This is a genomic window from Streptomyces sp. AC550_RSS872, assembly GCF_019049285.1.
Taxonomy (GTDB): Bacteria; Actinomycetota; Actinomycetes; order Streptomycetales; family Streptomycetaceae; genus Streptomyces.
In genome coordinates, this window is record NZ_JAGMUL010000026.1 from 336,758 (window position 1) to 357,657 (window position 20,900).

Here is a 20,900-nt window from a genome sequence, read left to right on the forward strand (position 1 = left end):
ACAAGGCCGACATCGGGGACTGAAGGATGGTAGAAGCGGGCCATGACCAACTCGCTCATCCATCCGGCCGGTGACCGATGACCGCCGGCATCGACACCCCCGACCGCCGCGGCCGCACCGGACTCGACCAGGCAGGACGGGACCTGACCGGCAACCCGCGAGTCAAGGTGCGGGACGTGCAACTCCTGTCCAGCCACTGGTACGTCGAGCGCGCGACCACCTTCGACTTCCAGCACGCCGACGGCACCTGGAGCACCCAGCAGCGCGAGACACACGACCGCGGCAACGGGGCCACCATGCTGCTGTACGACGCCGAACGCGAAACCGTCCTGCTGACCCGTCAGTTCCGCTTTCCGGTGTACGTCAACGGCCACCCCGACGGCATGCTCGTCGAGACGCCGGGCGGGCTCCTCGACGACGATGACGAGCACCCGGAGATCGCGGTGCGGCGCGAGGTGGTGGAGGAGACCGGGCACACCATCGGCGAGGTCCGGCACGTCTTCGACGTCTATATGAGCCCGGGCTCGGTCACCGAACGGGTCAGCTTCTATGCCGCCGCCTACGGCCCCTCGACCCGCACCCACGAGGGCGGCGGCCTGGACGAGGAGGGCGAGGACATCGAGATCGTCGAACTGCCCTTCCGCCGGGCCCTGGAGATGATCCGCACCGGGGAGATCGCCGACGCCAAGACGATCATGCTGCTGCAATGGGCGGCACTGGACGGCCCGTTCGCGCCGCATGCGTGATTGCGCGGCGAACTCCCTTGACTTGAAGTGCGCTTGAAGATGAAGACTCCCGTTCGTGCCCCGAAGGCGGGCGCATGAACGGGAGGCATTCACCATGAAGTACCGCACCATCGGCACCACCCCGGCCACCCGCCGCGAGGTCAGCGTCCTGGCCCTCGGCGCGATGCTGTTCGGCTCACGGACCGACGAGGAGACCTCCTTCGCCGTACTCGACCGCTATGTCGAGGCCGGCGGAACCTTCATCGACACGTCCGACAACTACGCTTTCTGGGTCGACGGCAGCCAGGGCGGACAGAGCGAGGAACTGCTCGGCCGCTGGCGCCGCAGCCGCGGCATCGGCGACGAGATCGTCATCGCCACCAAGCTCGGCGCCCGCCCGCTGGCCCCCGGCACCAGCCACGTCGACAACTCGGAGGGCCTGTCCGCGAAGGTGATCCGCGAGTCCGCCGAGCGCAGCCGAGACCGGCTCGGCGTGGCGAAGCTGGACCTGCTCTACGCCCACATCGAGGACCAGCGGGTACCCCTCCGGGAGACCGTCGAGGGCTTCGCCGAACTGGTCGACGAGGGCACGGTCGGCCTCCTCGGCGTCAGCAACCACGCGATGTGGCGGGTGGAGCGGGCCCGCGCCCTCGCCGCCGCTGCCGGGCTGCCCGGCTACGAGGTGCTCCAGTACGCCCACAGCCATCTGCGGCCCCGCCTCGACGTCCCCGAGGGCCTGTTCCCCGACGGCAGCCTCGGCCACGCCGGCCCCGACCTGCTCAGCTATCTGCGCGCCGAGCCCGGCCTCACCCTGGTCGCCTACTCGCCGCTGCTGAAGGGCGCGTACACCCACCCGGACAGGCTGCCGGCGGACTTCGACCACCCGGGCACCCCGGCCCGCCTGAAAGTCCTGCACGAGGTCGCCAGGGAGAGCGGCGCCACCGTCAACCAGGTCGTCCTGGCCTGGCAGATCGGTGCCGAGCTGCCGGTCGTTCCGCTGGTCGGCGCGTCGACCGTGGCCCAGTTGGAGGAGAGCCTGGCCGCCGTGGACCTGGAGCTCACCGCCGAGCAGCGCGCCCGGCTCGACGCGGCCCACTGACCACCCTGCCCGCCGCAGCCTCCCGGAGTACGCTCCGAAGAGGAGCCGAAGGAGAGTGGGCCATGCCTCTGTTCCCCAACGAGCGCAACGTCCGTACGACCCCCGAAGGCCTCCTGTGGGAGCCCAGCGAGCGCTGGGTGCGGGGCCGCAAGGGTGACGTCACCGTCGTCGACAGCCGGCACCCCGTCCTGGTCTGGGAACCCGATCTGCCCGTGCCGTGCTACACGTTCCCGCGTGACGAGGTCCGCACCGACCTCCTCCGCCCCGCCAAGGATCCACCGACGGGCAAGCACACGGGGTCGCAGGTCTTCTACGACCTGGAAGTCGACGGGGAACTGGTGGAGCACGCGGCGTGGACCTTCCCCGCCGCCGACCTCGCGGGCCACATCTCCTTCGAGTGGTTCCGGCGCTGGGGGAGTGGCCTCGACCACTGGTACGAGGAGGAGGAAGAGATCTTCGTCCACCCGCGCGACCCGCACAAACGGGTGGACGCCATGCCCAGCAGCCGTCATGTCCAGGTCGAGATCGAGGGCACCGTCGTCGCGGACACCCTCCGCCCGGTGCTGCTGTTCGAGACGGGGCTGCCGACGCGGTACTACATGCCACGCGAGGACGTCCGCCTCGACCTGTTCGAGCCCACCGACCACCACACCGGCTGCCCGTACAAGGGCACGGCGCAGTACTGGAACTGGCGCGGCGAGGGCGAGGTCCCGCGGAACATCGTCTGGAGCTACGCCGAGCCGCTGGCCGCGGTGGCTCCCGTCAAGGGGCTCGTGGCCTTCTACAACGAGGCCGTGGAGATCACCCTGGACGGGGAGCGCCTGGAGCGGCCGGTCACGCCGTTCACGGCGAGCCTCAAGGCCTGACCAGCAGCTGGAAGTCGAACGCGTACCGGGACGCGCGGTAGATGTGCGTCCCGTACTCGACGGGCCGGCCCGTGTCGTCGTACGCCGTGCGCTGCATGGTCAGCAGCGCCGCGCCCTCCTTCTCGTCGAGGCGCCCGGCCTCCTCGGCGGTGGCACAGCGGGCGCCGACGGTCTGGCGGGCGCTGTGCAGGGTGATGCCGACCGCGCGCATCATCCGGTACAGGCCGGTCGACTCCAGCCGGGCCGTGTCGAGGTCGAGCAGGCTCGCGGGCAGGTAGTTGCAGAGGATGGCGACCGGCTGGCCGTGGGTGCAGCGCAACCGCTCCAGCAGCGTGACCTCGCTGTCCTCCGCGATGCCGAGAGCGGCCGCGACGTCGGCGGTCGCCGGGACGCGTTCGTTGCGCACGACCTGCGTGGTCGGGCCCTGCCCGGCCGCCTCCAGGTCGTCGTAGAGGCTGCTGAGCTCCAGCGGACGCTTCACCTGGCTGTGCACCACCTGGGTGCCCACCCCGCGCCGCCGGACCAGCAGCCCCTTGTCCACGAGGGACTGTATGGCCTGCCGGACGGTGGGCCGGGACAGGCCCAGCCGCACCGACAGGTCGACCTCGTTGCCCAGGAGGTTCCCTGGAGCGAGGACCCCGTGCTCGATCGCCGACTCCAGTTGCTGGGCGAGCTGGTAGTACAGCGGCACGGGACTGCCCCGGTCCAGGGCGAAGTCCAGCGAGTCCAGCGCGGAGGCGGATCCGGCACGGGTGGAGCCGCGGGTCTTCGCCATGGGACGAACCTCCCTGTCAGGTGTCAGGTGTCAGGAGTTGCTGGGGAAACCGAGGTTGATGCCACCGTCGGACGGGTCCGGCCAGCGGGTGGTGATCACCTTGCCCTGGGTGTAGAAGGCGATGCCGTCGTTGCCGTAGATGTGCAGATCGCCGAAGAGCGAGTCCTTCCAGCCACCGAAGGAGTGGTAACCGACCGGCACCGGGATCGGCACGTTCACGCCGACCATGCCCGCCTTGACCTCCAGCTGGAAGCGCCGGGCGGCGCCGCCGTCGCGGGTGAAGATCGCGGTGCCGTTGCCCCAACGGGAGTCGTTGATGAGCTTGATGGCCTCGTCGTACGTCTCCGCGCGGACCACGGCCAGCACCGGGCCGAAGATCTCGTCCCGGTACGCGTCCGCCGTCAGCGGCACCCGGTCCAGCAGCGAGACGCCGAGGAAGAAGCCGTCCTCGTGGCCCTCGACGGAGTAGCCGGTGCCGTCCACGACGACCTCGGCACCCTGCTCGGCGGCGCCCGCCACATACGAGGCCACCTTGTCGCGGTGCTCGCGCGTGATCAGCGGGCCCATCTCGGAGGCCGGGTCGTTGCCGGGGCCGATGCGCAGGTTCTTCGCGCGCTCGGCGATCTTGCCGACCAGCTCGTCGCCCGTGTCACCGACCGCGACGACGACCGACACGGCCATGCAGCGCTCACCGGCCGAACCGTACGCGGCGTTGATCGCCTGGTCGGCGGCGAAGTCCAGGTCGGCGTCGGGCAGGACCAGCATGTGGTTCTTGGCGCCGCCGAGGGCCTGCACGCGCTTGCCGTGCTCGACCGCCTTGAGCTGGATGTACTTCGCGATCGGCGTGGAGCCGACGAAGGAGACCGCCTCGATGTCCGGGTGCTCCAGGAGCCGGTCCACGGCCACCTTGTCGCCCTGCACGATGTTCAGCACACCGTCCGGCAGTCCGGCCTCGGAGGCCAGCTCGGCCAGCCGGAACGACGCCGACGGGTCCTTCTCGCTCGGCTTCAGCACGAAGGTGTTGCCGCACGCGATGGCCAGCGGGAACATCCACATCGGCACCATGGCCGGGAAGTTGAACGGCGTGATGCCCGCGACGACACCGAGCGGCTGGCGGATCGAGGCCACGTCCACCCGGCTCGACACCTGCGTCGACAGCTCGCCCTTCAGCTGCACGGAGATCCCGCAGGCCAGCTCCACGATCTCCATGCCGCGCGCGACCTCGCCGAGGGCGTCGGAGTGCACCTTGCCGTGCTCGGCGGTGATCAGCTCGGCGATCTCGTCGCGGTGCGCGTCCAGCAGCTCGCGGTACTTGAACAGGATCGCGGTGCGCTTGGCCAGGGAGGACTCACCCCAGCTCTCGAACGCGGCCTTGGCGGAGGCGACGGCGGCGTCCACCTCGTCGACGGTCGCGAACGCGACCTGCTTCTCCTGGGCGCCGGTGGCCGGGTTGTAGACGGGGGCGAAGCGGCCGGAGCCGGCCTCCACGGGCTTGCCGTCGATCCAGTGGGTGATGGTCTTCATGGTGCGAGAGGGCCTTTCAAGTGCGGGTCGGGTGCGGGGAGTTCAGAGGTGGTGGCGACGTCCGGCGACGTTGCGGTCGTACCGTTCGCGGGCCTCGACGGCGGCCTCGCGGGAGGCGACCTCGGCCACGGGCACGTCCCACCAGGCCTCGGCGCCCGGCGAGGTCGGGTTCTTGACGTCGGTCTCGACGTACACGCAGGTCGGCCGGTCGGAGGCGCGGGCCGTGGCCAGCGCCTCGCGCAGCTCGCGGACCGTCTTGGCGCGCAGCACGTCCATGCCGAGGCTGGCCGCGTTGGCGGCGAGGTCGACGGGGAGCGGGGCGCCGGTGAAGGTGCCGTCGGCGGCGCGGTAGCGGTAGTCGGTGCCGAAGCGTTCGGCGCCGACCTCGTTCGACAGCCCGCCGATGGAGGCGTAGCCGTGGTTCTGGATCAGGACGATGTTGACCGGCAGGCCCTCCTGGACCGCGGTCACGATCTCCGTCGGCATCATCAGGTAGGTGCCGTCGCCGACCAGCGACCACACGACCGTGTCCGGGGCGGCCTGCTGGACGCCGATCCCGGCCGGGATCTCGTAGCCCATGCAGGAGTAGCCGTACTCCAGGTGGTACTGGCGCGGCGAGCGCGACCGCCACAGCTTGTGCAGGTCACCCGGGAGCGAACCGGCCGCGTTGATCACCACGTCGTCGTCGCCGACGACCGCGTCGAGGGCACCCAGCACCTGGGTCTGCGTCGGTACGGCCGTCTCGTCGTCGGCGCGGTAGGCGGCCTCGACGACCGCGTCCCAGCGCGCCTTCCCGGCCGCGTACTCGGCCTCGTACGCGGCGTCCACACGGTGGCCGGAAAGCGCCTCCGTCAGGGCCGTGAGTCCTGCCCGCGCGTCGCAGACCAGCGTCCGCGCCGCCAGCTTGTGCGCGTCGAACCCGGTGATGTTGAGGTTGACGAAGCGCACGTCCGGGTTCTGGAAGAGGGTGCCGGAGGCGGTGGTGAAGTCCGTGTACCGGGTGCCCACGCCGATCACCAGGTCGGCCGTGCGGGCGATGTCGTCGCTGACCGACGTGCCGGTGTGGCCGATGCCGCCGAGGTCGGCGGGGTGGTCGTGGCGCAGCGAGCCCTTGCCCGCCTGGGTGGAGGCGACCGGGACGCCGGTGGCCTCGACGAACGCCTTCAGCGCCGCCTCGGCCTCGCTGTGGTGGACACCGCCGCCCGCGACGATCAGCGGGCGCTCGGCGGCCCGGATCGCCTCGACGGCCGCCGCCAGTTCGACCGGGTCGGGCGCGGGACGCCGTACGTACCAGACGCGCTCGGCGAAGAACTCCTGCGGCCAGTCGTACGCCTCCGCCTGCACGTCCTGGGGGAGGGCCAGGGTGACGGCGCCGGTCTCGGCCGGGTCGGCGAGCACGCGCATGGCGTTCAGCGCGGACGGGATCAGCGCCTCGGGGCGGGTGATGCGGTCGAAGTACCTCGACACCGGCCGGAGCGTGTCGTTGACCGAGACGTCCGCCTCCGTCGGGTGCTCCAACTGCTGGAGCAGCGGGTCCGGGGCGTGCGAGGCGAAGTAGTCGCCGGGGAGCAGCAGGACCGGCAGACGGTTGATGGTGGCCAGGGCGGCCCCCGTGACGAGGTTCGTCGCGCCGGGACCGATGGACGTGGTCACCGCCTGCGCGGAGAGCCGGCCCAGCTGCCGGGCGTAGCCGACGGCCGCGTGCACCATGGACTGCTCGTTGCGGCCCTGGTGGAACGGCATGACCTCCTCGCCCGCCTGGACGAGGGACTGGCCGAGGCCGGCCACGTTGCCGTGGCCGAAGATGCCCCAGGTCCCGGCGATCAGCCGGTGCCGTACGCCGTCGCGCTCGGTGTACTGGACGGACAGGAACCGCACCAGCGCCTGGGCGACGGTCAGGCGGACGGTGGATGGGCTCATCGGGGACCTCACTGGGACGGAGCGGTGTAGAGGGGCAGACGGGGGTCGACGGGCTGGTCCGGCCAGGTGCCGCGGATCCAGGCGTGATCGGGGTGGTCGCAGATCAGCCAGGCGCGCTCGTCCTCGGGGCCCGCCATGACGTTGAGGTAGTACATGTGGTGGCCGGGCACCGCCATCGAGGGCCCGTGCCAGCCGTCGGGGATCAGCACGACGTCGCCGCCGCGCACCTCCGCCAGGACGTCGGTGCCCCGGCCCTGTCCGGACGGGGAGACGCGCTGGTAGCCGAGACCGGGGGTGCCCTCGTGATCGGCGAACTCGAAGTAGTAGATCTCCTCCAGCACCGACTCCTCACCGGGACGGTGCTCGTCGTGCTTGTGCGGCGGGAAGGACGACCAGTTGCCGCCCGGCGTGATGACCTCGACAGCGATGAGCTTGTCGCACTCGAAGACCCCGGCCGCGCCGAAGTTGTTCACCTGGCGGCTGCTGTTGCCGGTGCCGCGCAGCTCCACCGGCACGGAGGACGCCGGACCGTAGCGGGCGGGCAGTCGCCGGGTGCAGCGCGCGCCGGTCAGCGCGAACCGGCCGCCGCCGGCGGACGAGACGGTCGTACGGGCGTCGCGCGGGACGTAGACGAAGTCGCTGACGCCGCTGAACACGCTCTCCCGGCCGGTGACGCGGAAGGTGTCATGGCCGAAGTTGTCCGTCGCCTCGACCGTGCAGCCGCCGTTCAGGGACAGCACGATCCACTCGCTGTCGCCGGTCTCGAAGCTGTGCGCGCCGCCGGGCGGCAGCTCGAGGATCTTCAGGCTGGAGTAGCCCCAGCCGGCCTTCTCGGGCGTGACGTCCACGACGTAGGGGCCGCCGAGCGCCTTTCCCGCGGGAAGGTGATACGTCATCGTCTCTCTCCGCCTCACAATCCGGTCACAACAGGCCGACGGCCGTGTCCACCGCCGTCTCCACGCTGCCCTCGGCCGGGTAGAGCAGCGAACGGCCGACGACCATGCCCTGGACGGTGGGGAGCCTGAGCGCCTTGCGCCAGCGCTCGTACGCACCCTCCTGGTCGCCCCCGACCTCACCGCCCAGCAGGACGACGGGGAGCGTGGACGTCTCAAGAACTTCCGCCATGTCGTCGGGGTCATGGGTGACGGGCAGTTTCAGCCAGGTGTAGGCCGAGGTGCCGCCGAGGCCGGAGGCGATGGCGATCGACTTGGTGACGGCCTCGGCGGACAGGTCGTTGCGCACCTGGCCGTCGATCCGCCGGGAGATGAACGGCTCTACGAACAGCGGGAGTCGGAGCGCCGCCATGTCGTCGATGGCGCGGGCCGTGGTCTCCAGGGTGGTCAGCGAGCCCGGGTCGTCGTAGTCGATACGCACCAGCAGCTTGCCCGCGTCGAAGCGGAGCCGGCCGATGTCCTCGGCGCGGTGGCCGGTGAAGCGGTCGTCCATCTCGAAGGACGCTCCGGCCAGGCCGCCGCGGTTCATGGAGCCCATGACAACCTTGTCGTCGAGGACGCCGAGCAGCAGCAGATCCTCCAGGATGTCCGCGGTGGCCAGGACTCCGTCGACGCCGGGCCGGGACAGCGCGATGCAGAGACGTTCCAGCAGCTCGGCCCTGTTGGCCATGGCGAGCCGGTGGCCGCCCACGCCCAGGGCGCCGCGGGCCGGATGGTCGGCGGCCACGATCATCAGGCGGCCGCTGTCGCCGATCAGCGGGCGGCGCACTCTGCGGGCGGCGGCCTCCGCGACGGCCTCGGGGTTCCGGGCTCTGACCGCGGTGAGGTCGGGGATGCTGATGCTCAAGGAAAGCTCCGTTCGGGGGTGGCTCGGTGGGCCGTCACGACGCCTGGGCGAGGAGGTCCTCGACCTCGGACTCGGTGGGCATCGCGGAGGAGCAGGCCAGACGGGAGGCGACGAGGGCGCCGGCGGCGTTGGCGTACCGCATGGTCTTCTCCAGCTCCCACCCGGCCAGCAGCCCGTGGACCAGCGAGCCGCCGAAGGCGTCGCCCGCGCCGAGGCCGTTGACCACCTCGACCGGCACCGGCGGCACCTCGGCCTCGCTGCCGTCGCGATGCACCGCCAGCACGCCCTTGGGGCCCTGCTTGACGACCGCCAGCTCCACGCCGGCCGCCAGCAGCGCCTCGGCGCAGGCGCGGGGCTCGCGGACGCCGGTGGCGACCTCGCACTCGTCGAGGTTGCCGACCGCGACCGTGGCGTGCCGCAGCGCCTCGGCGTAGTACGGGCGGGCCTGGTCCGCGTCGCGCCAGGCTGTGCTGTTCCAAAACGCGGGGCGCCAGTCGAGGTCGAAGACCGTGATGCCCGCCTTGTCGCGCGCCTTGAGGGCGGCGAGGGTGGCGGAGCGGCTCGGCTCCTCGCTCAGGCCGGTGCCGGTGATCCAGAAGACACGTGCCGAGCGGATCGCCCAGTAGTCCAGTTCGTCGGAGTGTATCTCCAGGTCAGGCGCCTTAGGCTGCCGGTAGAAGTACAGCGGGAAGTCGTCCGGCGGGAAGATCTCGCAGAACGTCACCGGCGTCGGGTACGCCGCGACGGGCGTCACCCAGCGGTCGTCGACGCCGAAGTCCTTCAGGGCCTCGTGCAGATACGCGCCGAACGGGTCGTCGCCGGTGCGCGTGATCACGGCGGAGGCCCGGCCGAGCCGAGCGGCGGCCACCGCGACGTTCGCGGCCGAGCCTCCGAGGAATTTGCCGAACGTCTCCACCTGCGTCAGAGGTAGGCCAGTCTGCATGGGGTAGAGGTCGACTCCTATTCTTCCCATCGTGATCAAGTCGAAGGACTTGGCTGACTCGGCCATGCGCGACGCTCCTAGAGCTGGACAGGGGTGCGGGTCCCAGCGGGCCTGCCGCCCCCCAGGTTTAGGTCGTGGAGGCCGACGCTGTCAATAGTTTGTACTTACATTCGGACCTGAGCGTGAAATGATGTCTTGACAAAGTATTGACAGCGGGCGCATCAAGGGATTGGATCCCGTCCCAGCGAACCGCAGCGTTTCTACGGCGCACGACCCGGAACTTCCCAAGGTCCGGGCCCCGGATCCAGTGATCATCCCTTTCCCCCCGTCGCAGACCCCGTCGCACAGTGAGGTGCTGGAAAGATGGACCGCTACACCCCCCGCTCCCGCAAGCTGGCCCCTATGGTGGCTTTGGCCGCCGCGGTCACGCTGACCCTCGCCGGCTGCTCCAGCAGCTCCGGTGGCAAGCAGGCCGAGGAGGGCGGGGAAAACGCTTCTGCGGGCAAGGCCGACACTCCCCGTATGACCGTCGCCCTGGTGACCCACCAGGCGCCCGGTGACACCTTCTGGGACATCGTCCGCAAGGGCGCCGAAGCGGCTGCCGCCAAGGACAACATCGAGTTGGACTACTCCGCCGACCCGAACGCGGGCAACCAGGCCACCCTGGTGCAGAACGCGATCGACAAGAAGGTCGACGGCATCGCCGTCACCCTCGCCAAGCCGGACGCCCTGAAGGACGTCATCGCCAAGGCGAAGAAGGCGAACATCCCGGTGGTCGGCCTCAACTCCGGTGTGAGCGACTGGCAGAAGCTCGGCCTGATGGAGTTCTTCGGCCAGGACGAGACCGTGGCCGGCGAGGCGCTCGGCAAGCGCCTGAACGAGGAGGGCGCGAAGAAGGCCGTCTGTGTCATCCAGGAACAGGGCAACGTCGGCCTCACCCAGCGCTGTGACGGGGTGAAGAAGACGTTCGAGGGTACGACCGAGACCCTGAACGTCAACGGCACGGACATGCCGTCCGTGAAGTCCACGATCACCGCCAAGCTCAAGACGGACAGCGACATCGACTACGTCGTCGCCCTCGGCGCCCCGTTCGCGCTGACGGCCGCACAGTCCGTGGACGAGACGGGCAGCAAGGCGAAGGTCGCCACCTTCGACCTCAACAAGGAACTGACCGGAGCGATCAACAAGGGCGACATCGAGTTCGCCGTCGACCAGCAGCCCTACCTCCAGGGCTACCTGGCGATCGACTCCCTGTGGCTCTACAAGAACAACGGCAACTACATGGGCGGCGGCGAGGCGCCGGTGCTGACCGGACCTGCCTTCGTCGACAAGACGAATGTCGAGACGATCGACAAGTTCGCCGCGAAGGGCACTCGGTGACCAACATGACCCAACAGGCTGAGCCGGCGGTGACCACACCGCCGGCCCCCGGCCCCGGCAAGGAATCCGACGGGCGGACCAGGGAGCGCCCCCTGGCGCTGCGCCTCCTCGCCCGTCCCGAGGTGGGCGTCTTCCTAGGCGCCGTCGCGGTGCTGATCTTCTTCCTCATCACGGCCCCGGCCGTGCGTGACGGCAGCTCGATGGCGAACATCCTCTACCAGTCGTCCACCATCGGGATCATGGCCCTGCCGGTCGCGCTGCTGATGATCGGCGGCGAGTTCGACCTGTCCGCCGGTGTCGCCGTCGTCACCTCCGCGCTGACGGCCAGCATGACCGCGTACCAGCTGAGCATGAACGTCTGGGTCGGTGTGATCGTCGCGCTGATCGTGTCCCTCGCGATCGGTCTGTTCAACGGCTGGCTGCTGGTCAAGACCGGACTGCCCAGCTTCCTGGTCACCCTCGGCACGTTCCTGATCCTCCAGGGCGTGAACCTGGCGGTGACCAAGCTGATCACCGGGAACGTCGCCACGGACGACATCAGCGACATGGACGGCTTCGACCAGGCCAAGGCGCTGTTCGCCTCGTCCTTCGAGGTCGGCGGCGTCACTGTGAAGATCACGATCGTGTGGTGGCTGGTCTTCGCGGCGCTGGCCACGTGGGTGCTGTTGCGTACCAAGTACGGCAACTGGATCTTCGCGGTCGGCGGCAACAAGGGGTCCGCGCGGGCCGTCGGTGTGCCGGTGACGTTCACGAAGATCTCGCTGTTCATGCTGGTCGGCTTCGGTGCCTGGTTCGTCGGCATGCACAACCTGTTCTCGTTCAACACCGTGCAGTCCGGCGAGGGTGTGGGCCAGGAGCTCATCTACATCGCCGCGGCCGTGATCGGCGGCTGTCTGCTGACCGGTGGTGCCGGTTCGGCGATCGGCCCGGTCTTCGGCGCGTTCATGTTCGGCATGGTGCAGCAGGGCATCGTTTACGCCGGCTGGAACCCCGACTGGTTCAAGGCTTTCCTCGGCGTGATGCTCCTCGGCGCAGTCCTCATCAATCTGTGGGTCCAGCGCACAGCGACCAGGAGGTGACCCGAATGACCACCGAAAAGACCGGCACACACGGTGCCATCCTCCAGGACAAGGCCCCGGAGAAGGACGCCCCGATCGTCGAACTGCGCGGTGCGGGCAAGGCCTACGGCAACATCCGCGCCCTGCACGGCGTGGACCTGAAGGTGTTCCCCAACCAGGTCACCTGCGTCCTCGGCGACAACGGCGCCGGCAAGTCCACCCTGATCAAAATCATCTCCGGCCTGCACCAGCACACCGAGGGCGAGTTCCTGGTCGACGGCGGCCCCGTGCGCTTCTCCACCCCCCGCGAGGCCCTCGACCGCGGTATCGCCACCGTCTACCAGGACCTCGCGGTCGTCCCGCTGATGCCGGTGTGGCGCAACTTCTTCCTCGGCTCCGAGATGACCAAGGGCCCCTGGCCGGTCCGCCGTCTCGACATCGAGAAGATGAAGAAGACCGCCGACCAGGAACTGCGCAACATGGGCATCGTCCTGGACGATCTGGAACAGCCCATCGGCACCCTCTCCGGCGGCCAGCGCCAGTGCGTGGCCATCGCCCGCGCCGTCTACTTCGGCGCCCGTGTCCTCATCCTGGACGAGCCCACCGCCGCCCTCGGTGTCAAGCAGTCCGGCGTGGTCCTGAAGTACATCGCCGCCGCCCGCGAGAAGGGCCTCGGCGTCATCTTCATCACCCACAACCCCCACCACGCCTACATGGTCGGCGACCACTTCAGCGTGCTGCGCCTGGGCACGATGGAACTCAACGCCTCCCGGGCCGAGGTCAGCCTCGAAGAACTCACCAACCACATGGCCGGCGGCACCGAACTTGCCGCGCTCAAGCACGAGTTGAGCCAGGTCCGCGGCGTCGACGTCGAGGAGCTCCCCGAAGAGGAAGACCTCACCGCACCCGTGGCGTCCACCGAAGGGAAGTCCTGACATGCCTCCTGCGCTCGACCGCATCCGGGTCGGCTCGGCCCCCGACTCCTGGGGCGTCTGGTTCCCCGACGACCCCGTCCAGGTGCCCTGGGAACGCTTCCTCGACGAGGTCTCCGAGGCCGGCTACGACTGGATCGAACTGGGCCCGTACGGCTATCTCCCCACCGACCCGGCCCGCCTTACCGACGAGGTGAACAAGCGGGGCCTGAAGGTGTCGGCCGGCACGATCTTCACCGGACTGCACCGCGGCCCCTCCGTCTGGGAGTCCACCTGGGAGCACGTCAGCGAGGTCGCCTCCCTCACCCAGGCCATGGGCGCGAAGCACCTGGTGGTCATCCCGTCGTTCTGGCGGGACGACAAGACCGCCGAGATCCTGGAGCCGCCGGAGCTCACCGGCGAGCAGTGGGCCCACCTGACCAAGGGCATGGAGCGCCTCGGTCACGAGGTGAAGGAGCGGTTCGGCCTCGACATCGTCGTGCACCCGCACGCCGACACCCACATCGACACCGAGGCCCACGTCGAGCGCTTCCTCGACTCGACCGACTCCGACCTGGTCAACCTCTGCCTGGACACCGGTCACTACGCCTACTGCGGCGGCGACAGCGTCAAGCTGATCGAGACCTATGGCGAGCGCATCGGCTATCTGCACCTCAAGCAGGTCGACCCGGAGATCCTCGCGGACGTGGTGAAGAACGAGATCCCGTTCGGCCCCGCCGTCCAGCGCGGCGTGATGTGCGAACCCCCGGCGGGCGTACCGGAGCTGGGTCCGGTCCTGACGGCCGCGCAGAAGCTCAACGTGGACCTGTTCGCCATCGTCGAGCAGGACATGTACCCCTGCGAGCCGGACAAGCCGCTGCCCATCGCGGTGCGTACCCGTAAGTTCCTTCGGTCCTGCGGCGCCTGACGACCCGAAAGGACGGCCGATCACCATGACCCAGCGTCCGCACACGCTCGGAGTCGCAGTCATCGGTACCGGAAGGATGGGCGCCGACCATGTGCGCCGTATCCAGGAGGTCACCAGCGGGGCACGGGTGACCGCCGTCGTGGACGTCGACGCGGAGCGCGCCAAGTCGGTCGCGGCCCGCGTCGACGGCTGCACCGCCCACACCGACCCGGCCGCCGCGATGGCGGCGGCCGACGTCGACGCGGTGATCGTCGCCTCGCCGGGCCCCGCCCACGAGGCGGCGCTCCTCGCGGCCTTCGAGCACGACCTGCCGGTACTGTGCGAGAAGCCGCTCACACCGGACGCGGCCTCCGCACTGCGGGTGCTGGAAGCCGAGCAGAAGCTGGGCCGGCGCCGCGTCCAGGTGGGCTTCATGCGGCGTTACGACGCCGAGTACATGAAGCTCAAGTCCCTGCTGGAGACGGGCCAGTTGGGCCGCCCCCTGATGCTGCACAACCGGCACCGAAACGTCGCCAGCCCGCCCGGCTGGACGTCCGAGATGCTCATCAACGACTCCGTCACGCACGAGATGGACGTGACCCGCTGGCTCCTCGGCCACGAGATCACGGCCGTCACCGTGCTCGCCCCGAAACCGTCCGGGAACGCGCCCGACGGCATCCGCGACCCCCAGTTCGTCGTCTTCGAGACCGACGGCGGCGCGATCGTCGACGTCGAGATCTTCGTCAACTGCGGCTTCGGCTACCAGGTCCAGGCCGAGGTCGTCTGCGAACGCGGCACCGCCCGCGTCGGCGACGGCCACGCCATGGTCACCCACGCGGCCGGGCGCTGGGGCGGCATCATCGCCCAGGACTACATCGAGCGCTTCGCCGACGCCTACGACCGTGAGGTTCAGGCCTGGGTGGACGCCACCCGGCGCGGCGAGGTCACCGGGCCCAGCGCCTGGGACGGGTACGCCGTGGCCGCGGTGTGCGAAGCGGGCGTACGGGCGCTGGAGGAGGGCGGCCGGGTCGCGGTGGACCTGGTCGACCGGCCGGCGCTGTATCAGGACTGACAACAACGGTGGGGTGCCGGGGAACTCCCCGGCACCCCACCGTGTTCTTCAGGACGCCGTACGCGGTCGCGGCTCGAAGCCCGCCGCGCGGTAGGCCTCGTCGATCAGCGACATCGTGGCCAGCGCGTCGTCCGCGTCCAGCGGGAGCGGGGCGTGCCGGCGGACGTGCGCGGCGAGCGCCTCCAGCTGGTAGGTGTACGACGAGCGCGTGCCGAGCCGCTCCGTCCGCTCGCCCTCCGCCGTACGCACCACGACCCGGTCGTCCCGGTGCGGCAGCACGAAGTTCGGGGCGAGCGCCTCACCGGCCGAGCCCACGATCCGGCAGCTCATCTCCAGCTCGTCGTACGCCATGTGGCAGCGCGCGGACGCGGTCGCCCCGCCCGGGAACTCCAGCTCGGCGTCCAGCCACTCGTCGACGCCGGGCGCGCCCGCCCGTTCCCCACCGCGCGCGGAGACCAGCCGCGGCGCACCGCCCGCCCATGGCGCGAGCATCCGTACCGCGTGCAGGCTGTAGCAGCCGAGGTCCATCAGCGCGCCGCCCGCGAGGGGCAGCGACCAGCGCGGGTCGAAGTCGCCGGGCGCGGGAATCGCGACCAGCGTCTCCACCCGCTGGAGCTCGCCCAGTTCACCGCTTTCGAGGATCTCGTGCAGGCGCCGGGTGACCGGGTGGAAGAGGTAGTGGAAGGCCTCCATGAAGACTGTCCCGGCCTTGGCCGCCGCCTCCCGTACCTCGGCCGCCTCCTCGGCGTTGCTCGCCGACGGCTTCTCCGTCAGGACGTGCTTGCCGGCCGCGAGCGCGGCGAGGTTCCACGGCCCGTGCAGGCCGTTGGCGAGCGGGTTGTAGACGACCTCCACCTCGGGGTCCGCGAGCAGGTCGGCGTACGAGTCCACCACCCGCTCCACGTCGTGCTCGTCGGCGAACGCCTCGGCGCGGGACCGGTCGCGCGCGGCCACCGCCACGAGGCGGTGGCCGGTCGTGCGGGCCGGGCCGACGAGGGACAGTTCGGTGATGCGTGCCGCGCCCAGTACCCCGATGCGCAGTGGTTCCCGGCCCGAGTCGTTCATCCCTGCCGTACCTCCTCGATCGTCACCGGACGGTGCTCGTGCAGCGACAGTGTGCACGCGTCGGCGATCCAACCGGCCTCCAGCGCGTCCTCGATGGTGCACGGTGAGGGCCGGGTGCCGGCCACGACCTCGGTGAACGCGGTGAGTTCGGCGCGGTAGGCCGCGGTGAAGCGGTCCATGAAGAAGTCGTGCGGGGTGCCCGCCGGGAAGGTCACGCCGGGCTCGACCGAGCGCAGCGGCAGCTTGTCCTCCAGGCCGACGGCGATGGAGTCCGTGAAGCCGTGGATCTCCATGCGGACGTCGTAACCACGGGCGTTGTGGCGGGAGTTGGAGACCACCGCGATGGTGCCGTCGTCGAGGGTGAGGATCGCGCCGGTGGTGTCGGCGTCGCCCGCCTCCTTGATGTAGTCGGCGCCCCGGTTGCCGCCGACGGCGTAGACCTCGGTCACCTCACGGCCGGTCACCCAGCGGATGATGTCGAAGTCGTGCACCGAGCAGTCCCGGAAGATGCCACCGGAGGCGGCGACGTACGCGGCCGGCGGCGGCGCCGGGTCCAGCGTGGTCGACCGCACGGTGTGCAGCTTGCCGAGCTCGCCGGACTGCACGGCGGCACGGGCGTTGACGAACCCGGTGTCGAAGCGGCGGTTGTAGCCGATCTGGATGGGCACGTCCTTGCCCTGGACGGCCTTGAGTACCTCCACGCCCTCGCTCATGGTCTTGGCGACGGGCTTCTCACAGAAGACGGGGATGCCGGCCTCGACCCCGGCCAGGATCAGCGCGGGGTGGGCGTCGGTCGCGGCGGCGACGACGATGCCGTCCACGCCCGCGGCCAGCAGGGCCTCGGGCGAGTCCACGACCTCGGCGCCGAACCGCTCCGCAGCGGCCTTGGCGGCCTCCGCGAACGGGTCGGTGACGACGAGGGAGTCGACCGCGTCGAGTCCGGAGAGGGTCTCGGCGTGGAAGGCGCCGATGCGGCCGAGGCCGAGGATGCCGATTCGCATGGTTCAGGTTCCTTGAGTAGGAGGCTTGAGAGGAGAGGAGAGGGTTCGAGGGCGAATGAAGATCTAGTCCAGGCCGCCGAGCACGTTCTGGTCCCAGTCGATCACCGATCCCGTCACCACCCCGGACCGGTCCGAGAGCAGGAAGACCACGAAGTCGGCGATTTCGTCCGGCTGGCCCAGCTTGCCCATCGGCAGCTTCGCTGCGGCCTGCTCCCGCCAGTCGTCGGCGGCGCCGTGGAACGCCTTCTGCGTGGCGTCCTCACCTTCGGTCGCCGTCCAGCCGATGTTCAGGCCGTTGATCCGGACCCGGTCCCAACGGTGGGCGTGCGCGGCGTTGCGGGTCAGGCCGATGAGGCCGGCCTTGGCGGAGACGTACGGCGCGAGGAACGGCTGCCCGCCGTGCGCCGAGGACGTGATGATGTTGACGATCGTGCCGGGTGCCCCCCGCGCGACCATGTCGGAGACGGCGGCCTGCATGGCGAAGAACGGCGCCTTGAGGTTGATCGCGATGTGCTGGTCGAACAGCTCGGGCGTGGTGTCGAGCAGGGTGCCCCGGGAGGTCAGCCCCGCCGAGTTGACCAGGCAGTCGATCCGCCCGTACGCGTCGACGACCTCGGCGACGGAGGCCTTCGCCTGCTCGGCGTCCGACAGGTCGGCCTGCACGAACATCGCCTTGCCGCCCTCGGCGGCCAGCTCGGCCACCAGGGCTTCGCCGGGCTCGGTGCGCCGCCCGGTGACGGCCACGACCGCCCCCTCGCGAACGACCGCCCGCGCGATGGCGGCGCCGACGCCCTGGCTGCCGCCGTTGACGAGGACGACCTTGTCGTCGAGAAGTCCCATGTCTTTCCAGGTCCTTTCAGCTCTGGTCAGCTCTGGCGCCGCTCGGCGCCGGCCCGCAGCTCGTCCCGCAGAGCCCCGGGGGTCCATGCCTCGCGCAGCGCGCGCCGTACGACGTCCGCCTGCGAGGGCGGGGCCAGCCCGGCCACCGGGGGGTCGCTGTCGAGGTTGGTGGGGAAGGGGTAGCCCTCGGCGCTCGCGGCGATCACGTTCGCCGTCCACGCCTCGCCGGCGCCCTCGCTCCTTCGCCGGAGCAGCACCGGGTACACGGCGTTGGCGACGGCCTCGCGGTCCACCGTCTCCATCGCCCGCCCGAACGCGGAGGACACCTGGAGCAGGTTCGCCATGCGCCGGATGTCCGACGACCGGTTGGTGCCGGCGGCGTGGAACAGCGCCGGGTTGAAGAAGACCGCGTCGCCTTTGGCGAGGGGGAGCTGGACGTGGTGCGCCTCGAAGTACGCCTGGAACTCCGGGAGTCGCCACGCGAGGTAGCCGGGCTCGTACCGCTGTGAGTACGGCAGGTACATCGTCGGCCCGGACTCCACCGGCATGTCGCAGTGCGCGACGGCGCCCTGGAGGGTGAGCACGGGGGAGAGGACGTGGACATGGGCCGGGTAGGCGGCCGCGACCTCGCCCGAGAGGAACCCCAGGTGGTAGTCGCGGTGCGCGGTCTGCGCCGCGCCGCCGGGGTTGACCACGTTCACCTGGGAGGTGACCTGGTAGCCGGGGCCGAGCCAGGCGTGCGAGACCAGGGCCAGGATGTCGTTGGCGTAGTAGTCGGCGAAGGCCTCGGGGTCGTAGAGGGCCGCCTTCTCCAGCGCGTTCCAGACCCGGTCGTTGGCGCCCGGCTTGGCGAAGTGGTCCCCGGCGTCGGCGCCCGAGGCGCGCTGCTCGGCGATCAGGGCGTCGAACACGGCGCTGAGCCGGTCGACCGTCCCCGGGTCCGGGAAGGCGCCCCGGAGGACGACGATGCCGGGTCCTTCGGTGAGGGCGCGGACCAGTTCGGCCCGTACCGCACGAAGGTCGTCGGCCCTGCGCAGGCGCTCGCTGTCGTAGACCAGGACTTCGCGCTCCACGGAGGAGGCGTACGGGTAGTCGGCGAGGTCGGTCGTCCGCTCCACGAGCTCCCGGAAGCCTGCGAGGTCGCAGTCGTGCTCGGACAGCCAGGCCCGGCGGTGGACGGGGGTGAAGGACATCGGCGTCCTCTCGATGACAGGGGCGGCTCAGCGCTGCCATTCTTGTCATGACAATCCCGTCGAACAACCAGCAGCCACCCATCAAAAACCCCTCAAGGAGCCGTGGCATGGGCCACCCCTTCCCGATCCGGGAAATCGCACGTCAGGCGGGCCTGAGCGAGGCCACCGTGGACCGGGTCCTGAACGGCAGGGGAGGGGTGCGCGAGAGCACCGCGCGGGAGGTCCAGCAGGCGATAGCCGACCTGGACCGCCAGCGCACCCAGGTCCGCCTCGTGGGCCGTACCTTCATGATCGACATGGTGGTGCAGGCGCCCGAGCGCTTCACCACCGCCGTGCGCGCCGCCCTGGAGGCCGAGCTGCCGTCCCTGCACCCGGCCGTCGTGCGCTCACGCTTCCATTTCCGGGAGACCGGGCCGATGCCGGAGCTGACCCGGACGCTGGACCGCATCGCGCGGCGCGGCTCGCAGGGCGTGATCCTCAAGGCCCCGGACGTCCCCGAGGTCACCGCCGCCGTCGCCCGGCTCGCGGAGTCCGGTATCCCGGTGGTGACCCTGGTGACCGACCTGCCCTCCACCGCCCGCATCGCCTATGTCGGCATCGACAACCGGGCCGCCGGGGCGACCGCCGCGTACCTGATGGGCCAGTGGCTCGGCGACCGTCCCGGCAATGTGCTGACCAGCCTCAGCAGCGGGTTCTTCCGCAACGAGGAGGAGCGCGAGATGGGCTTCCGCAGCGCCATGCGGACCCGCCATCCCGACCGCACGCTCGTCGAGATCGCCGAGGGACAGGGGCTGGACGCCACCCAGTACGACCTGGTCCGGGCCGCACTGGAGCGGGACCCGGACATCCGCGCCGTCTACTCGATCGGCGGCGGAAACATCGCCACCCTGCGCGCCTTCGAGGACCTCGGCCGCGACTGCGCCGTGTTCGTCGCGCACGACCTCGACCACGACAACACCCGTCTGCTGCGCGAGCACCGGCTGTCCGCTGTCCTCCACCACGATCTGCGCCAGGACATGCGCGAGGCCTGCCACATCGTGATGCGGGCCCATGGCGCGCTGCCGCCGGCGGGGCCCACGCTGCCGTCGGCGATCCAGGTCGTGACGCCGTACAACATGCCCACGCCCATCGGGTGACGATCGAGGGCATGCGCCTGGCGTGTACACCGGCGGGACGGCTCCGGCTCCCTACCGTCGTGCGCATGTGGAAATCGAAGCCGGACGGCGGTCCCGAGCGGCTGGTGGCGCTCGCCGACGGCGTGTTCGCCATCGCGCTCACGCTGCTGGTCCTGGACTTCTACGTCCCACGGGGACTGGCCTCGGACGAGTACGACGACGCCCTGCACGAACTGATCCCGAACCTCGGGGGCTACGGGCTCAGCGTGGTGGTGCTCGGTGCGTTCTGGCGCGAACACCGCCGGATCTTCGGCTTCGTCCGGCAGCTCGACGGGCAGGTGATCACCCTGTCCATCCTGGGCCTGAGCATCGCGGCCCTGCTGCCCTTCCCCACCAAGCTCCTCTCCGAGTACGGCCAGGAGCCCGAGTCGGTCGCCATCTACGCGGCGACGGTGGCCGCCCTCGGCGCCGCCCACCTCGCGGTGCTGCTCGTCCTGGTCCGGCGCCCCTGGCTGCGCGGCGGGACACGCCCGCCCGGGGGCTTCCGGCTCTACGCGCTCGACCTCTCGGTGACGGTGGTGGTGTTCGTCGTCAGCATCCCGCTCGCCCTGTCCGTCGGTGACGCGGCCATGTGGCTCTGGTTGGTCATGGCCCCGATCAAGGTGGTCATCGGCCGCCGGGCGGAGCGGGCGCGCTGAGACCGTGC

20 protein-coding genes are annotated in these 20,900 nt (G+C 70.4%); 10 read left to right on the top strand and 10 right to left on the bottom strand.

What is annotated here, in order from left to right; genetic code table 11:
* The first annotated feature begins 77 nt into the window (after positions 1 to 77).
* The 3 genes from KUM44_RS13230 (at position 78) to KUM44_RS13240 (ending at position 2,690) form a co-directional block, all read left to right on the top strand.
* Positions 78 to 746, top strand: coding sequence for an NUDIX domain-containing protein (locus tag KUM44_RS13230; RefSeq protein WP_217208019.1), 669 nt, complete (start codon positions 78 to 80; stop codon positions 744 to 746).
* 94 nt (positions 747 to 840) lie between these two features.
* Entirely contained in the window at positions 841 to 1,824 is a 984-nt protein-coding gene (locus KUM44_RS13235) for an aldo/keto reductase (protein ID WP_217208020.1), read from the top strand.
* A 62-nt stretch (positions 1,825 to 1,886) separates the two neighbouring features.
* Positions 1,887 to 2,690 (top strand): DUF427 domain-containing protein, encoded by an 804-nt coding sequence (locus KUM44_RS13240; protein ID WP_217208021.1) that lies wholly within the window; start codon positions 1,887 to 1,889, stop codon positions 2,688 to 2,690.
* Here KUM44_RS13240 and KUM44_RS13245 read toward each other — a convergent pair.
* The 6 genes from KUM44_RS13245 to iolC are packed head-to-tail and all read right to left on the bottom strand — an operon-like array spanning position 2,680 to position 9,718.
* Positions 2,680 to 3,465: a GntR family transcriptional regulator gene (locus tag KUM44_RS13245; RefSeq protein ID WP_217208022.1), complete on the bottom strand. Its 786-nt coding sequence runs from the start codon at positions 3,463 to 3,465 to the stop codon at positions 2,680 to 2,682. The two genes, KUM44_RS13240 and KUM44_RS13245, sit on opposite strands and share 11 nt — an antisense overlap.
* A gap of 30 nt (positions 3,466 to 3,495) precedes the next feature.
* The gene (locus KUM44_RS13250; RefSeq protein WP_217208023.1) at positions 3,496 to 4,989 is read right to left on the bottom strand and encodes a CoA-acylating methylmalonate-semialdehyde dehydrogenase; all 1,494 of its coding nucleotides are present in this window, start codon (positions 4,987 to 4,989) and stop codon (positions 3,496 to 3,498) included.
* A gap of 42 nt (positions 4,990 to 5,031) precedes the next feature.
* On the bottom strand, positions 5,032 to 6,909 hold the full coding sequence (gene iolD / locus KUM44_RS13255) for a 3D-(3,5/4)-trihydroxycyclohexane-1,2-dione acylhydrolase (decyclizing) (protein ID WP_217208024.1): 1,878 nt from the start codon (positions 6,907 to 6,909) through the stop codon (positions 5,032 to 5,034).
* An 8-nt stretch (positions 6,910 to 6,917) separates the two neighbouring features.
* The gene (iolB, locus tag KUM44_RS13260) at positions 6,918 to 7,805 is read right to left on the bottom strand and encodes a 5-deoxy-glucuronate isomerase (RefSeq protein WP_217208025.1); all 888 of its coding nucleotides are present in this window, start codon (positions 7,803 to 7,805) and stop codon (positions 6,918 to 6,920) included.
* Positions 7,806 to 7,830: 25 nt separating this feature from the next.
* The gene (locus KUM44_RS13265) at positions 7,831 to 8,709 is read right to left on the bottom strand and encodes a deoxyribose-phosphate aldolase (protein ID WP_217208026.1); all 879 of its coding nucleotides are present in this window, start codon (positions 8,707 to 8,709) and stop codon (positions 7,831 to 7,833) included.
* Positions 8,710 to 8,743: 34 nt separating this feature from the next.
* Positions 8,744 to 9,718, bottom strand: coding sequence for a 5-dehydro-2-deoxygluconokinase (gene iolC, locus KUM44_RS13270; RefSeq protein ID WP_217208027.1), 975 nt, complete (start codon positions 9,716 to 9,718; stop codon positions 8,744 to 8,746).
* A gap of 297 nt (positions 9,719 to 10,015) precedes the next feature.
* Here iolC and KUM44_RS13275 point away from each other — a divergent pair, with 297 nt between their 5' ends.
* From KUM44_RS13275 to KUM44_RS13295, 5 genes are read left to right on the top strand one after another with little or no spacing between them, the layout of a single operon-like run.
* Complete coding sequence (locus KUM44_RS13275) at positions 10,016 to 11,032, top strand: sugar ABC transporter substrate-binding protein (RefSeq protein WP_217208028.1); 1,017 nt, start codon at positions 10,016 to 10,018, stop codon at positions 11,030 to 11,032.
* A 5-nt stretch (positions 11,033 to 11,037) separates the two neighbouring features.
* On the top strand, positions 11,038 to 12,111 hold the full coding sequence (locus KUM44_RS13280) for an ABC transporter permease (protein ID WP_217208029.1): 1,074 nt from the start codon (positions 11,038 to 11,040) through the stop codon (positions 12,109 to 12,111).
* A 5-nt stretch (positions 12,112 to 12,116) separates the two neighbouring features.
* Complete coding sequence (locus KUM44_RS13285) at positions 12,117 to 13,025, top strand: ATP-binding cassette domain-containing protein (RefSeq protein WP_217208030.1); 909 nt, start codon at positions 12,117 to 12,119, stop codon at positions 13,023 to 13,025.
* A 1-nt stretch (position 13,026) separates the two neighbouring features.
* On the top strand, positions 13,027 to 13,929 hold the full coding sequence (locus KUM44_RS13290) for a sugar phosphate isomerase/epimerase (protein ID WP_217208031.1): 903 nt from the start codon (positions 13,027 to 13,029) through the stop codon (positions 13,927 to 13,929).
* Between the two features lie 25 nt (positions 13,930 to 13,954).
* Complete coding sequence (locus KUM44_RS13295) at positions 13,955 to 14,980, top strand: Gfo/Idh/MocA family protein (protein WP_217208032.1); 1,026 nt, start codon at positions 13,955 to 13,957, stop codon at positions 14,978 to 14,980.
* Between the two features lie 48 nt (positions 14,981 to 15,028).
* On the opposite strand, the gene KUM44_RS13300 is transcribed toward KUM44_RS13295, so the two are convergent.
* The 4 genes from KUM44_RS13300 to KUM44_RS13315 all read right to left on the bottom strand — a co-directional run bounded on the left by KUM44_RS13300 (position 15,029) and on the right by KUM44_RS13315 (position 19,079).
* A complete protein-coding gene (locus KUM44_RS13300; RefSeq protein WP_217208033.1) occupies positions 15,029 to 16,045 on the bottom strand; it encodes a Gfo/Idh/MocA family protein in 1,017 nt (338 codons plus the stop codon).
* Positions 16,042 to 17,046, bottom strand: coding sequence for a Gfo/Idh/MocA family oxidoreductase (locus KUM44_RS13305; protein ID WP_217208034.1), 1,005 nt, complete (start codon positions 17,044 to 17,046; stop codon positions 16,042 to 16,044). The genes KUM44_RS13300 and KUM44_RS13305 overlap by 4 nt, the downstream gene beginning before the upstream one ends.
* Before the next feature lie 63 nt (positions 17,047 to 17,109).
* A complete protein-coding gene (locus tag KUM44_RS13310; protein WP_217208035.1) occupies positions 17,110 to 17,886 on the bottom strand; it encodes an SDR family oxidoreductase in 777 nt (258 codons plus the stop codon).
* A 26-nt stretch (positions 17,887 to 17,912) separates the two neighbouring features.
* Positions 17,913 to 19,079 (bottom strand): phytanoyl-CoA dioxygenase family protein, encoded by a 1,167-nt coding sequence (locus tag KUM44_RS13315; protein WP_217208036.1) that lies wholly within the window; start codon positions 19,077 to 19,079, stop codon positions 17,913 to 17,915.
* Between the two features lie 107 nt (positions 19,080 to 19,186).
* Between KUM44_RS13315 and KUM44_RS13320 the strand changes: the two genes are divergently transcribed.
* Together KUM44_RS13320 and KUM44_RS13325 are read left to right on the top strand one after the other, a co-directional pair.
* Complete coding sequence (locus KUM44_RS13320; protein ID WP_217208037.1) at positions 19,187 to 20,215, top strand: LacI family DNA-binding transcriptional regulator; 1,029 nt, start codon at positions 19,187 to 19,189, stop codon at positions 20,213 to 20,215.
* A gap of 65 nt (positions 20,216 to 20,280) precedes the next feature.
* Complete coding sequence (locus KUM44_RS13325) at positions 20,281 to 20,892, top strand: TMEM175 family protein (protein ID WP_217208038.1); 612 nt, start codon at positions 20,281 to 20,283, stop codon at positions 20,890 to 20,892.
* Positions 20,893 to 20,900 lie beyond the last annotated feature (8 nt).